Here is a 14,143-nt window from a genome sequence, read left to right on the forward strand (position 1 = left end):
GGCCGGCTGCCCACCCGCCTGGAACTGGTGCGCCGCGCCCCCGGCCAGCCCGGCGCCCTGCAACGGGTGCGCTGGTGGGTGGAAGGCGGCGTGCTGCGGCGCGCCACCTCCGCCCCGGCGCAGCGCTACCCACTGCCGCCCCTGGGGCGCGCGGTGACGGTGCTGGAGGGCATCGGCGACTTCCAGTTGCGCACCTGGGCTGACGGCAGCGGCTGGCACGCACTGGCCGGTACGCCGGTGCGCAACCCCCGGGGCCTGGAGCTGCGCTTCAGCCGTGAAACGCCCCAGGGTCGCGAGCGCTACCGCCAGGTGTTCGGCCCGCTGGACTGAGCCGCCCGCCCGGGCAGAAAACCCGAACGCCACCGCCCTGCCCCAGTCGGACTCATCAGGTGGCCGGGCACGACCCTGGCCCTGGCCGCCTGCCGCTTCGCCAAGCGCCGCACCTGGCCATGCGCCAGCAGGAGCTGACGTTATGGATACGGGCGCTCGGCTTGTTCGATTTCATGGTGATTTCCTCCGGTTGCCCTCTAAGTGGACCAGGGGCCGGTGACAAGATTCAGGTTGAGCGAGGAACGGCCAGCGGGAGCGTCGGCGATTGCTCAAGCCCTGACATCACTCATTTTCATGAAGACAAATAATCATATTTATCAACTGGTTATGATTATTTTGTGATGTAAAGCATCACATAAGATCACCATAACCAAGTAAAGCACTCGGAATAGGGAGAGCCGATCGAGGTCCGTCGACCGGTTTTTTGCATTTCTTGAGATTTAAATGCTTTTATTTCAATGGTTTATATCGGGTTCATAACCTGATTTATCAATAAACCATCCAGCCGCTGACGCATCGCACCCCAACTTCCCCCCGCAGCACTACACTCACACTCCCTGCCGCACCGCCGTGCATCCAACAGTCCTGCCCACAGCACTGAGAGAACAGCGATGAACAGCACCCCGTACCTTGAGCGCTACCGGCACGTCCGTCGCCAGAGCGAAAACCTGGTGGCGCCCCTTGGCGAAGAGGACATGGTGGTGCAGTCCATGCCGGACGCCAGCCCGAGCAAGTGGCACCTGGGCCACACCAGTTGGTTCTTCGAAACCTTCCTGCTACCGCGCCTGACGGGTTACCGGGTGTTCGAACCGGCCTACGCCTACCTCTTCAACTCTTACTACGAGGCAATCGGCCCTCGGCAGCCCCGCCCCGAGCGCGGCCTGCTGACTCGGCCGCCCCTGCATGAGGTGCTGGCCTACCGGGCCCATGTGGATGCGCACATGGAACGCCTCATCCCCGAGCTCGCCGAGCCCGACCTGGCCCTGCTGGAACTGGGCCTGGCCCACGAGGAGCAGCACCAGGAACTGTTGCTGATGGACGTGCTGCACCTGTTCAGCCGCTCACCTCTGTCGCCGGCCTACGATCCACGCTGGCACGAGCCGGAGGGCGACCGGCCCGGGCGCTTCGTCTCGCTGCCGGGCGGGCTGGTGGAAGTGGGGCACGATGGCGACGGTTTCGCGTTCGACAACGAGGGGCCACGGCACACCACCTACCTGCAGCCCTTCCAGATCTGTGATCGCCTGGTGACCAACGGCGACTGGCAGGCCTTCATCGACGACGGCGGCTACCAGCGCCCCGACCTCTGGCTGGCCGATGGCTGGGCACGGGTCCAGGCCGAGGGCTGGCGGGCGCCGTTGTACTGGCAGCGCCAGGGCGATGGCTGGCAGGAGCTGGGCCTGGGCGGCCTGCGCCCGCTGGCGCCCGACGCGCCGGTGCGCCACATCAGCTACTACGAGGCCTGTGCCTATGCGCTGTGGGCCGAGGCGCGCCTGCCCAGCGAAGCGGAATGGGAAGTGGCCGCCCGCAGCGGTGTGCTGGGCCAGGTGGAAGACAGTGCCTGGCAATGGACAGCGAGCGCCTACGCGCCCTACCCCGGCTTCCGCCCCTCCGCAGGCGCGGTGGGCGAATACAACGGCAAGTTCATGGTCAGCCAGATGGTGCTGCGCGGCGGCGCCAGCATCACCCCGGCCGGCCATGCCCGGGTGAGCTATCGCAATTTCTTCTACCCCCATCAGCGCTGGATGTTCGCCGGTCTGCGCCTGGCCCGGGATCTGACCGGCGCACCGCTGGAAGCCGGGGCCGACACCTCTTTCGCCGAGGACGTGCGCGCCGGGCTGGGCGCCCGGAACAAGAGCCTGCCGCCCAAGTATTTCTACGACACCACGGGCTCGGAGCTGTTCGAGGCCATCTGCCGCACCCGCGAGTACTACCTCACGCGCATGGAAACGGCGCTGCTGGAGTCCATTGCCGGGGAGCTGTCGAGCGTCATCCCACGGGGCGCCGCCCTGGTGGAGTTCGGCAGCGGTGCCAGCCTGAAGACCCGCCTGCTGCTGGACGCCGCCCCGCAGGTGGGCGTCTACCTGCCCATCGACATCTCGCAATCGGCCCTGCGCAAGGCCACCGTCATGCTGGAGGCGGCCTACCCGAAGCTGCGGGTCCTGCCCCAGGTCGGCGACTTCGGTCACCTGCCGCACCTGCCGCCTGCCGTGGCCTCGCGCCCTCGCGTGGCGTTCTTCCCCGGCTCCACCCTGGGCAACTTCAGCCCGCCGGAGGCCCTGCGCTTCCTGCGCTCGGTGCGCCGCTACCTGGGCCGCGACTCACGGCTGATCCTCGGGCTGGACATGCAGAAGGACCTGGCCACCCTGGAAGCGGCCTACGACGACGGGGACGGCATCACCGCCCAGTTCAACAAGAACCTGCTGGCACGCATCAACCGCGAACTGGGCGGCACCTTCGACCTCGACGCCTTCCAGCACCTGGCCCGCTGGAATCCCCAGGCACAGTGCATGGAGATGTTCCTGGTCAGCCAGCGGGACCAACGGGTGAGCGCCGCCGGCCAGCACTTCCACTTCACCGCCGGCGAGCGGCTGCACACCGAGTGCTCGCACAAGTACAGCCTGGAGGGCATCGCCGACATGGCCGCCCAATCCGGCTGGCACCTCGCCCGCCACTGGCTGAGCCCGGCGCCGCAGGTGGGGATGTTTGTGCTGGAGAGCGGGTGAGGCTGCCGAAAGGCAGCCATGACGACGACAAAAAATGCGCTGTTGGACCAGGCTTTGCCTACCTCAGCGGCATGCCCCCCCTTCATTTCGCCTATCAGCGTGAAGGATGAGGCTGGAGCCTGATGTGCCTGCTGGCAAATTGCCAGTCAGATTTCTTTACGCATTTCCCGCGACGCCTTGTACTGCAAGCACTTCCCCACATCCCGCGGCCAAAACCACTGGTGACCCCACCGAATGGGGATCTACAGGGTCGCCCTAGCATCTGCGTTCGCCCTCCAACAGAGACAAGGATGAACCTGATGTCACCCCTCAAAACCACGCTCCACGCGCCCCAGCTTCTGCTGCTGGCCATGCTTGGAGCCCATGCTTCCCACTCGCTGGCCGATCCCCCCAAGCTCCCCTCGGGCAGTACCCTCACTGCCGAGTCCCATGCTGCGCCACCCGCCGTCCTGCGGCAGGTGCCATTGCCCGGCAACCTGCCCGCTACTCCCCCGGTCCCGTCGGTACCGGCGCAGGAGGCATCTGATCAGGCAGCGCCAGCTACCAACTCGACTCCCCTGAGCAGAAGCAACGGCCTGCAAGCACGCAACAACGCTTACACCCCTCTTTGCACATCGCTCTCAATCAACCAGCTGTACACCCTTTCCGGTGTGCAGCAAGGCGGCAGCTACTGCTACCACTTCGAAATCGGCCAGTACTCCAAGACCGAAGCCGTCGTCACCGGGCAGAGCGCTGGTTCTGACTTCGAGCTGTTCCTGCTGAGAGACGTCGGTAACGGCAACCTCCAACTGGTCGGGCATTCCAACCAACCCGGCAATGCAGACGAATCGATCCTCGCCGTCACGCCTCCCGGCCAGTACTACTGGCTGATGAATGCTCATGTCTCGGACGGCTCGCCTATCGGCTTCGGCGCACTGGTCGCCGCTCCAATCGATGCCTATGAACCCAACGACAGCCCCGAGTCGGCCACCGTCCTGCCCGACACCCTGAACGTCATCACGGGCAACTCGGACAGTGCCTGGGACTACGACTATTACGAATTCACCAGTGTTCGCGGGCAAGCGCTGCGACTTATGTTGGCGGGTAAAGAGGCTGGGACGAGTAATCGCTGGCTTTTGGAAATATATAAAGATGGCGCTTGGCAACAGCAGCGTGTGGATGTCGGCATCAATATCAATGAAATGTCGCCACAGCAAACGCTGCTAGTTCGAGTACGACCTAATCCAGCAATCGCCTGGAGACCCTATCCACTTTACCGGCTGACAATCGGATCACGTCCTTACATGCGCAATAACTACGTAGGGGGAGAATCCGACGTACTGCGCGTACCTTATTCCGCACCTCTGGCGCCATGGCAACAATACATGACCACCCAAGCTTACAAGACATTAAGTTGGTCAATGCTTTTGACGGATAGCACTGGAAACCCTTTAACAGGCGTCACTCCGACCTTGTATTTAGCTCAGCGTATTCGCTCGGGTGAAACACCCTATATCGCCCACCCATCCAGAACAAACGTAAACGGCTGGGCAAGAGGGACAATTGATTTAGGTGCTTGCCACGGAGGGTGGAACACCACTTTCATTGATTACTCTGGGCGCTATAAAAATACGTGGAGAACTGCTTATGACTACGGTGCATGGTTCTTAAGGCTGAATGAAGACCCGAGCATAGGTGTCGGCAACCCCGAAACCCCGATATTCCTTGGACACTTATGCCATCAAACACTACTGAAAAGTGAGCGCTGATCTTTTAATTCGTGCGGGCCAGCAACGGCCCGCACAACCACTCTACGCAGTTGTATAAAGTTTTGGCTCCGTCCAATACCCGTAACGTATAACACCCCATGAAAGCAGATGGCCTTGAAGGCTATTGAACTCCATAGCCGTTACGACACTCGAGAAATTTTCCTTGTCCAAGTGGTAACGACCCAAGCCATCAAAGTTCACGTTCATGTCTGACTCAACGCGCTCAATGGCCAGCTCCACATATCGATTGGCGTACCGTAGCAACTCTTCAGAAGCATTCATCCGTGCCGACAGGCGTTGCGCCACATCATCCCGCAGCAGTCCGTTGTGGTTACGCACAATGATCTTCCCCTGACCATCCACCGATATCCCCACCATCCCGTCAGGCATGACCGGCTCCCGCCCTGACAGTTCCCGCAGCATCTTGCCGTAGAGTTCCTGAAAACCCGCATGTGTCGCATTGAGTTCTGCATTTATCTGCTCCAGCGGACGGGCATTCTCCTTGGGTGGGCGCTTCACCTGCTCCGATATCCATATCTCGAAATCGCTGGCGATGTTCGGGCCTGAAGGCAATTGCCCCAGCCGGTCATAGGTTCGCGCCTCGATAAAGCTGTCCAGATCCTCCTGCGGCCGCTCCTGAGGTGTGACCACCGTGCGCGTCGACTCTGCCGCCTTGGTGACTTCAGCGAGACGGGTGTCCGAGCGGGTGGTCCAGAGCGGCAGGCTGCTGTTGATTTCCATGGCGACCTCTCCTTTTGGGTATTCCCATCAAGGTCGGCCGGGGCGGGTTGAAGATGAGGGGCGGTGTTCTGGATAGCGTCCTATTACCGCGTAGGAACGGGACGACGCCGGCCAGGGCTGGATGTGCAGGGGCACGAGCGGCCCCGGTGGATAGGCAGCGCGCGGGCGCAGGGCCGACCGGGCGCAGTTCGAAACCCTGTGCGCGCAACTCATCAGCGAACTGGAGCGGATGCTGGAAGCCCCGCCGGGCGATGACCGCGACGGGCTCGAAGACCTGTGGATACCGGCGGATGCACGCCACCTGCACTGCCACGTCTGCGAAGTGGAGCGCGGGCGCATTCGTCGCAGCGCTGAGTCGCATCGCTTGCGGAACCCGGAAACATCCGGCGACTCTTATGAGCGCCGGTAGTCAATGCCCAGGGAGGGGCACGTAGTCCGGAAACACCAATACGAGCACCAGGAGAGTTGCATGGGCTGCTACCACATCACCCCAACGGACAAGGGCTGGGAGCTGCGCAAGGAAGGCGCGACCCGCCCGTCGAAGACCGCTGCCGAACGGGAGCGACTGCTGGAGGCCATCGAGGCCTTCATGGAAAAGCGTGCCGGCACGGTGCTGATCCACAGCGAAGACGGCACTGTCGAGCAGGAACTGAGCTACCCACCGCCCCGTCAACCATCCCGCGCCTGAACCCGCCCCTTGCCCCGGTCCACCGGGGCAAGGGGCGGCAATCGCCGGAGAAGCACAGTTTTTGTAGGGTGAGCGCGCATTTTCAGGGCGTTTTCAACGCCGAAGTGGCAATGCAGCGAGTTCTCAGCGGCCTGCTAGCGAGCCGCGATCCCCGTGAGGGTCACGCCATAGCGCTTGAGCAGGCGCATCGCCGGCTCCCGGCTTGGCGCCTCGCTGCCGGCGTATTCCCCTGCCGGCAGATGGTCCTCCGCCCAGTCCAGCAGCGCCGCGCACGCCTGTTCCGGTGTCGGCCGCTCGGGCGCCTCCAGCTCAAGCGTCGAAGTGTTGTTGTCCTTGTGGTAGCTGATGATCCAGAGCGTCATGGCCGGTTCTCCCCTCTCGATGGGTCTCCCCAGAGCTGACTGAGCCAACCCGCCCCGAGTTCCCCCTCGAATACGCGCATCAGCCCGCTTGCGAATTATTTAAATCGGGATTTAATTAAGCCCATTCGCCCCCGGAGCCTGCCCCATGACCCGCAGCCGTACCCCCGGACGCCCCAGCGGAGACGCCCCCGACCTGCGCGAGCGCCTGCTCGACAGCACCATCCAGTGCTTCGCCCAGGCCGGCGTGCAAGCCACCCGCCTGCGCGACATCGCCGAGCATGCGGGCGTGACCCCGGCGCTGCTCAACTACCACTTCGGCAACCGCGAACGCCTGCTGGACGCTGTGGTGGAGGAGCGCCTGCAGCCCCTGCTGATGGGGATGGTGCAACGCCTGGCGACGCCCGGGAACGAGCCCCGCGAACTGGTCCGGGCCTTCGTTCGCGGGCTCAGCGCGACCCTCTCGCAGCACCCCTGGCTGCCGCCGCTGTGGGTGCGCGAAGTGCTCTGCGAAGGCGGCGCCCTGCGCGAAGTGGTGCTGACCCGCTTCGCCCCGCTGCTGCCGGTGCAACTGGCCCGGCGCTTCGCCGCCGCACGCGACGACGGGCATCTCAACCCGGACCTGGACCCACGCCTGCTGGTGGTCTCGCTGCTCGGCCTGGTGATGCTGCCCTACGCCGCCGGCTCGCTCTGGCGCGGCATCTTCGCCAGTGACGACCTCGACGACGAGGCCCTGGTCAACCACGTACTGGCCCTGCTGGAACGGGGCCTGGAGATGTGCCCATGAACACCCGCCCGCTCCTTCTGCTCGGCCTGGCCCTGCTGGCCGCCTGCAAGCCCGCGCCGCCGCAATTGCTCGGCACCCTGGAATGGGACCGCATCGCCGTACCCGCCGAGGCCTCCGAGCCGATCCTGGCCTGGCACGTGGCCGAAGGCGAACAGGTCAGCGCCGGCCAGGTGCTGCTGGAACTCGACCCGCGCCGCACCGATGCCCGCCTGGCCGAAGCCGAGGGCGATCTGGCCGCCGCCCGCGCCCGCCTCGACGAGCTGCGCAACGGCTCCCGAGACGAAACCATCGACGCGGCCCGCGCCAGCCTGGCCCGCTACCAGGCCGAGCTGACCGATACCGAGCGCAGCTTCACCCGCATCGCCGCCCTCTATGAACGCCGCCAGGTGGCCATCGCCGATCTGGACCGCGCCCGTGCCGCCCGCGACCAGGCCCGCGCCAGTGTGAACAGCGCCAACGCCCAGTTGCGCGAGCTGCTCAACGGCACCCGCCCGGAACAACTGCACCAGGCCGAAGCCCAGGTGCAGGCGGCGGAGGGCCGCGTCGCCCAACTGCGCATCACCCGCGAGCGCCTGACCCTGCGCGCCCCGCGCGACGCCCGTGTCGACGCCCTGCCCTACAAGCCCGGCGACCAGCCCCCGGCCGGTGCCGAACTGGCCAGCCTGCTGGTGGGTGAGGCGCCCTACGCGCGGGTCTACGTGCCCGCCTCCCAGCGCCCGCGCCTGGCCATCGGCGACCACCTGCAGGTGCAGGTGGAAGGCATCGCCACGCCCTTCGACGCCCAGGTCCGCCGCATCGCCAGCGAAGCCGCCTTCACGCCCTACTACGCCCTCACCGGTGACGACGCCAGCCGCCTCGCCTACCGTGCCGAACTGCTGCTGCAGGGTGACGACGCGCGCCGCCTGCCCGCCGGCCTGCCCCTGCAGGCCTACTGGAGCGCGCCATGAGCGGCAGCGAAGCGGTCATCCGTGCCCAGAGCCTGACCAAGCGCTTCGGCGAGCTGACCGCCGTGGACAGCCTCGACCTGCAGGTGAACCGCGCCGAAGTGTTCGGCTTCCTCGGCCCCAACGGCTGCGGTAAGTCCACCACCATCCGTATGCTTTGCGGGCTGCTGCTGCCCAGCGCCGGGCAGATCGAAGTGCTCGGCTGCCGCATCCCCGAGGACGCCGAGGCCCTCAAGCGGCGCATCGGCTACATGACGCAGAAGTTCTCCCTCTACGAAGACCTGACCGTCGCCGAGAACCTGGACTTCCTCGCCGCCGTCCAGGGGCTGGACCGCGCCCACGCACGCCGGCGCATCGACGAACTGCTGGAGCGCTACTGGCTCGGCGACCGCCGTCGGCAACTGGCCGGCACCCTCAGCGGCGGGCAGAAGCAGCGCCTGGCCCTGGCCGGGGCGGTGCTGCACAAGCCCGACCTGCTGCTGCTGGACGAGCCCACCAGCGCCGTTGACCCGCAGTCACGCCGGGAGTTCTGGGAGTCGCTGTTCGAGCTGGCCGAGGCCGGCACCACCCTGCTGGTGTCCACCCACTACATGGACGAAGCCGAGCGCTGCACCCGCCTGGGCATTCTCGACGCCGGCCGCCTGGTGGCCGACGGCAGCCCCGCCGAGCTGATGGACGCCCTGCCCGGCCGGCCGCTGCTGGTGGAGTGCGCCCAACCCCGGCAGGCCCAGCGCGCGCTGCAAGGGCAGCCGGAAGTGCTGGCCCTGGCGCAGATCGGCGCCAGCCTGCGGGTGCTCAGCGCCGCGGCCGATGCCCGTGACTGCATCGTCCGGCTGCTGGAGAAGGCCGGCATCGACGCCAACGTGCGCGACACCGACGCCAACCTGGAGGACGTGTTCGTCACCGTCACCCAGCGCCCCACCTCCCACGCCGAGGCCCGCCCATGAACCTGCGCCGGCTCGGGGCCATCGTGCTCAAGGAGCTGCGCCAGCTGCGCCGCGACCGGCTGACCTTCGCCATGATCGTCGGCATCCCCATCCTGCAACTGGTGCTGTTCGGCTACGCCATCAACATGGATGTGCGCAACCTCCATGCCGCCGTGCTGGACCAGGCCGACAGCGCCCGCTCGCGGGAGGTGATCGCTGAGCTGGGCGCCAGCCAGGTGCTGGACTTCCGCTACCACCTGGCCACGGCGCAGCAGCTCGACCGCTTGTTCGCCGAAGGCGCGATCAGCGCGGCCCTGGTGATCCCCCGGGACTTCGAGGCGCGCCTGCAACGGCGCGACCGGCCGCCCCTGCAACTGGTGGTGGACGGTTCCGATCAGGTGGTACAGGCCTCCGCCCGCCAACTGGCCGCCTACCCGCTGCCCGGCTGGCCCCGCGCCACCGGAGTGGAGGTGGTGAACCTCTACAACCCCGAACGCCTGGCGCCGCTGAACACGGTACCGGGACTGATCGGGGTGATCCTCACCATGACCATGGTGCTGTTCACCGCCATCGCCCTGGTCCGCGAGCGGGAACGGGGCAACATGGAATTGCTGATCACCACCCCGGTGTCGCCCTGGGAGCTGACCCTGGGCAAGGTGCTGCCCTTCGTCGGCATCGGCCTGCTGCAGGTGACGGTGATCCTGCTGGTGGGGCGCTGGCTGTTCGAGGTGCCGGTGCGCGGCTCGCTGCTGGCGCTCTATGGCGCCTCGCTGGTGTTCGTGTTCGCCAGCCTGAGCCTGGGGGTGTTCATCTCCACCCTCGCCCGCAGCCAGTTCCAGGCCATGCAGATGGCCTTCTTCATCTTCCTGCCGCAGATCCTGCTGTCCGGCTTCATGTTCCCCTTCGCCGGCATGCCGCGCCTCGCCCAGTGGCTCGCCGAGCTGATGCCCCTCACCCACTTCCTGCGCCTGGCACGCGGCATCATGCTGCGCAGCGCCAGCCTCGCGGACCTCTGGCCGGAGATCGCCGCGCTGCTGCTGTTCACCCTGGTGGTGCTGGGGGTGGCGGTCAAGCGCGTGAGCAAGCGCCTGGACTAGCTGGCTTTCGGAACACCCGGGCGAGCCAGCCTGTGCAAGCTGATGGGCATTGAGGGTGTTCTCGACGCCACAACGACAACGGCAGCGTGCATCGGGAGCACCGGCGCACGCGCCCATCTGACGTCGACCGATGGGCGCTCCACCTCATGACGCTCACTCGGCAAAGCTCGCCACCTGCGGGAACTGGTCTAGCCTGGGGATTAGCGACTCACGCTTTACCCACGACAGGAAAGCATCATGTCTAGATCACGAAAGACAATCGACCTGTGGCTGAAGACCTTGATTGGGGTTATCGGAGTGAGCGCACTGCTGCTGCTCTACTCCTACTACTCCATGACCCAAGCGATGAATGCCTTCATCTCTGTCGCGGAGAACCGCTACCAGTCCTACCTGCTGGCTGACGAGCTGCGCCAGAGCTCGGATGACCTGACACGATTGGCACGCACCTACGTTGTGACCGCTGACCCAGAGTACGAGCGCCAGTACATGCAGGTGCTGGACATCCGCAATGGCAAGGCCCCACGCCCGCGGAATTATGAGCGGATCTACTGGGACTTCGTTGCAGCAGGGGATACCAAGCCGCGAGAGGACACCTCAGCGGTTGCCCTCACCGACCTGATGAAAGCCGCGGGATTCACGCCCGAAGAGTTCGCCAAGTTGCAGGAAGCCCAAGCCAACTCGAATGACCTGGTGCAAACAGAGGTCAAGGCGATGAGTGCCGTGAAAGGCCTTTTTGCCGACAGCGCCGGGAACTACGTCGTGAAAGGCGAGCCCGATCTTGCCCTGGCGCGGGATCTGCTGCACAGCAAGGACTATCACCGCTACAAGGCCAGGATCATGAAGCCGGTCGACGACTTCTTCGTACTCCTGAATGCCCGGACCGAGGCCGCCGTGAATGATTCGTTCCATGCCATGACGGCTGCCAAGCAACTCTTCATCGGAGTACTCGCAGGGCTGCTGGCGGCGATCGCCGCACTCATCTTCGTCAACAGCCTCCGGCTGAAAGCATTGCTGGGAGCCTCTCCAACCGAGCTGGATCAAGTGGTAACGGCGTTGAGTCAGGGCAATCTGGCCATCAGGTTTCCGGCCTACGGCTCAGGTAGCGTCATGGAAAACCTCCACACGATGAACACGACCCTCAAAGCCATGATCGAGAAATCCTTGAGAACCAGCAGATCCCTGCTTGGTTCGATCGAGCAGATTTCCAACTCGGTCTCCAGTGCGAGCCAGAGAAGTCGGCAGCAATCCGAGATGTCCGAAATGATGGCCACCGCCGTGCATGAAATGGCAGCGACGGTGCAAGAGATTGCCGGTAGCGCCAACCAGGCCGCGAAGGCCAGCCAGAGGGCCTTGACTGAGGTGCAGTCGGCGGGAAACGCCGTGAACGAATCCAGCCGGCGCATTGAAAGCATGGCGAGCGACATCAGCCATGCATCGGACGCGGTGGGCCAATTGGCCTCTCAGGTAGCGTCGATCGATCAGGTGCTCGCGGTGATTCGCAGCATTTCCGAACAAACCAACCTGCTTGCCCTCAACGCTGCAATCGAGGCTGCTCGGGCCGGCGAAATGGGACGTGGCTTCGCCGTGGTGGCCGACGAAGTGCGTACCCTCGCAGGCCGGACCCAAGGGTCCACCGATGAGATTCAGCAAATGATCGCTGGCCTCAAGAAGGGCGCAGAAGACGCTGTTGCGTCCATGCAGACCGGCCAGAGCGCCACGGACAACGGCGTTCAGGAAGCCTTGAAGACCCGTCAATCGCTCAAGGTTATCGCCGAGCAGATCGAGGCGATCAGTGACATGAATCGGCAGGCAGCCACCGCCACCGAGGAACAATCCATCACCACCGATGACATCAGCCACAACATCACCAACGTAGCTGACCTGGCAAAAGCGGCCCGCAGCGATCTCCAGAACTGCGTCGAGAGCTGCCAGTCACTGCGGCAGCTCTCGGAGGAGCTGGCGCAGGAAATGTCTGCCTTCCGGCTGTAGGCCGCCACGCGGCGGCTCAAGACAACGCCGGCATCAACAACTCAAGCGCTGTTTGAACCTGCACCCAGGCCCCGGAGCCTGGGTGCAAACCTCTGGTTTCACGCCATCCATCTCGCGACGGTGCGTTCGCCCAGCGCCGGGCCGATGCTCATGCCCAGGCCGGTGTGCATCAGCACGGCGGTGATGCCCGGCTCGGGCTGGATGACGCTGAACGGCGCCGGGCCACGGGCGCCGTACACGCCCTGCCAGCGCTCCACCACCTGCAGCCGTTCACCGAGGGTGTGCTCGGCCAGGTCCAGCATGAGGCTGTCCACCGCTTCGGCATTGAACGGCGAGGCATCGCGGCCGTAGTCATGGGAGTCACCGACGATCAGGTCACCGTGGGGCGTGGGGCTCACCAGCAGGTGGATGCCGTGCTCGATCAGTTCCGGCCGGCGGGCCTGAACCTGCTCGCGCAGGGCAATGGCTTCGGGCAGGTCGGCGAAGGCGCCGTAGTGAGTGCAGCTCAGGCCCGTCAGCACGGCATGGTCGAGGCCGATGTCACGTGCGGGGCGCACCCGCAGCATCTGCAGGCGACACACCTGGGGCTGCAGCGCAGCCATCGGCTCGGCCAGCAGGGTCAGGTAGTCATGGCCAGAGCAGACGATGATCTGCTCGGCGCGGCAACTGCCGGCGCTGGTGTGCACACGCTGGGGTTCGACGTCGCGCACCAGGGTGGAGAAGTGGAAGGTCACGCCCATCTGCTCACGCAGGTAGGCCACCAGGGCCGGCAGCGCCTCGCGGGAGTAGAGCTGCTGGTCATCGGCACCGTGCAACGCGGCGCGGTGGTGGGCGAAGCGGCCGTCGTACAGCGCCGCCAGGCGTTCGCCACGCAGCAGTTCGACGGTGTAGCCGTGCTCCCGCGCGCGTCCGGCACAGAAGGCGTCGAGCACCTGCTCTTCGGCTTCGTCGCGGGCGAACAGCAGCGAGCCCTGACGGCGGATGTGGAAGCCGGCCGACTCGGCAAGGTGCGCCCAGATCGGTCGGGCCTCCCGGGCCAGGTCCAGCATCGGGCCCGGTGCCTGGCCGGTGATCAGCGCCTGGCCGAAGTTGCGCACCGAGGCGCCCAGGGGCTGCTCGCTGCGTTCGAAAACCGTCACCCGCAGGCCGCGCCGTGCAGCGGCATAGGCGTGGGAAAGGCCGAGGATACCGGCGCCGACGATGGCGATATCGGTGTCGTGGATGGGCATTGCGGGAATCCTATGGGTCAGGTGTGACCGTCACGTGCCTGCCCCGGGAGCGGGACAGGCGCGTGACGACACGGGATCATCGAGTCCGCCCAGGAGCGTTCACGTCAGGAAGACAGCCTCGCCGGCAGTTCACGGGCCAGCGCTTCCAGTTGCTGCGCGCGCTGGTAGTTCAGCTCGGCGGTACAGGCCAGGCGCCGGGCCTCCAGCGCATGGCCGATGGCACCGCCACCGACCGACGCGGCCAGGGCGCATTGGCGCTCCCGGTACTCGATGAATGATTGGCGGGCAGCACGTGCGCGGCCTTGGCCGGTGCGGACCTGTTCAGCGTCCTCGTCCCACCGCTCGAACGCTGCGAACAGGGCCGACTCGGCTCGCTCGACGGCGTGCTGGCTGTCGCCCAGCTTCTCGTGCAGGCAGGCGTTCAGGGCCGCTTGCGAACCGCTCATGCTGCAGGCTTCACGCAACTGGCGCTGGCTGGGCACGAGGCCCTCGTCAGCCGCCCCGCAGGGCAGCGTCAGGACCAACAGTGAGGTGAAGACGAACAGCATGACCGGGCGCATCGCAGGTGACTCCTTGCTGGGT

At 65.5% G+C, this 14,143-nt stretch carries 13 protein-coding genes; 9 read left to right on the forward strand and 4 right to left on the reverse strand.

Features of this window, described 5'->3' with window-relative positions; translation table 11 throughout:
- The 3 genes from A7D27_RS28420 to A7D27_RS28125 form a co-directional block, all read left to right on the forward strand.
- Window positions 1-330 (forward strand): type II secretion system protein GspJ (locus A7D27_RS28420; protein ID WP_218188493.1); only part of this gene is annotated, 330 nt, incomplete at its 5' end.
- A gap of 611 nt (window positions 331-941) precedes the next feature.
- Window positions 942-3,053: an ergothioneine biosynthesis protein EgtB gene (egtB, locus tag A7D27_RS23305; protein ID WP_069566241.1), complete on the forward strand. Its 2,112-nt coding sequence runs from the start codon at window positions 942-944 to the stop codon at window positions 3,051-3,053.
- Between the two features lie 299 nt (window positions 3,054-3,352).
- Complete coding sequence (locus A7D27_RS28125) at window positions 3,353-4,801, forward strand: hypothetical protein (protein ID WP_139131225.1); 1,449 nt, start codon at window positions 3,353-3,355, stop codon at window positions 4,799-4,801.
- 42 nt (window positions 4,802-4,843) lie between these two features.
- On the opposite strand, the gene A7D27_RS23315 is transcribed toward A7D27_RS28125, so the two are convergent.
- Window positions 4,844-5,542, reverse strand: coding sequence for a hypothetical protein (locus A7D27_RS23315; RefSeq protein WP_069563052.1), 699 nt, complete (start codon window positions 5,540-5,542; stop codon window positions 4,844-4,846).
- A 469-nt stretch (window positions 5,543-6,011) separates the two neighbouring features.
- On the opposite strand from A7D27_RS23315, the gene A7D27_RS23320 reads away from it, so the two are divergent.
- Window positions 6,012-6,230, forward strand: a complete 219-nt coding sequence (locus A7D27_RS23320) for a DUF2188 domain-containing protein (protein ID WP_069566242.1) — start codon at window positions 6,012-6,014, stop codon at window positions 6,228-6,230.
- 134 nt (window positions 6,231-6,364) lie between these two features.
- On the opposite strand, the gene A7D27_RS23325 is transcribed toward A7D27_RS23320, so the two are convergent.
- Window positions 6,365-6,592, reverse strand: a complete 228-nt coding sequence (locus A7D27_RS23325) for a hypothetical protein (protein WP_069563053.1) — start codon at window positions 6,590-6,592, stop codon at window positions 6,365-6,367.
- Between the two features lie 145 nt (window positions 6,593-6,737).
- Between A7D27_RS23325 and A7D27_RS23330 the strand changes: the two genes are divergently transcribed.
- The 5 genes from A7D27_RS23330 (at window position 6,738) to A7D27_RS29255 (ending at window position 12,332) form a co-directional block, all read left to right on the forward strand.
- Window positions 6,738-7,376: a TetR/AcrR family transcriptional regulator gene (locus A7D27_RS23330; protein ID WP_069563054.1), complete on the forward strand. Its 639-nt coding sequence runs from the start codon at window positions 6,738-6,740 to the stop codon at window positions 7,374-7,376.
- Window positions 7,373-8,323 (forward strand): HlyD family secretion protein, encoded by a 951-nt coding sequence (locus A7D27_RS23335; protein ID WP_069566243.1) that lies wholly within the window; start codon window positions 7,373-7,375, stop codon window positions 8,321-8,323. Before A7D27_RS23330 ends, A7D27_RS23335 begins: the two co-directional genes overlap by 4 nt.
- On the forward strand, window positions 8,320-9,267 hold the full coding sequence (locus A7D27_RS23340) for an ABC transporter ATP-binding protein (protein WP_205894807.1): 948 nt from the start codon (window positions 8,320-8,322) through the stop codon (window positions 9,265-9,267). Before A7D27_RS23335 ends, A7D27_RS23340 begins: the two co-directional genes overlap by 4 nt.
- On the forward strand, window positions 9,264-10,343 hold the full coding sequence (locus tag A7D27_RS23345) for an ABC transporter permease (protein WP_069563056.1): 1,080 nt from the start codon (window positions 9,264-9,266) through the stop codon (window positions 10,341-10,343). The genes A7D27_RS23340 and A7D27_RS23345 overlap by 4 nt, the downstream gene beginning before the upstream one ends.
- Before the next feature lie 1,284 nt (window positions 10,344-11,627).
- The gene (locus A7D27_RS29255; RefSeq protein ID WP_371914831.1) at window positions 11,628-12,332 is read left to right on the forward strand and encodes a methyl-accepting chemotaxis protein; all 705 of its coding nucleotides are present in this window, start codon (window positions 11,628-11,630) and stop codon (window positions 12,330-12,332) included.
- A gap of 98 nt (window positions 12,333-12,430) precedes the next feature.
- Here the strand turns inward: A7D27_RS29255 and A7D27_RS23355 are convergent, their stop codons facing one another.
- Window positions 12,431-13,561 (reverse strand): TIGR03364 family FAD-dependent oxidoreductase, encoded by a 1,131-nt coding sequence (locus tag A7D27_RS23355; protein WP_069566245.1) that lies wholly within the window; start codon window positions 13,559-13,561, stop codon window positions 12,431-12,433.
- A 104-nt stretch (window positions 13,562-13,665) separates the two neighbouring features.
- Entirely contained in the window at window positions 13,666-14,121 is a 456-nt protein-coding gene (locus A7D27_RS23360; protein WP_069566246.1) for a lysozyme inhibitor LprI family protein, read from the reverse strand.
- Window positions 14,122-14,143 lie beyond the last annotated feature (22 nt).

Origin of the sequence: Pseudomonas sp. 1D4 (assembly GCF_001728925.1) — a bacterium.
Taxonomy (GTDB): domain Bacteria; phylum Pseudomonadota; class Gammaproteobacteria; order Pseudomonadales; family Pseudomonadaceae; genus Metapseudomonas; species Metapseudomonas otitidis.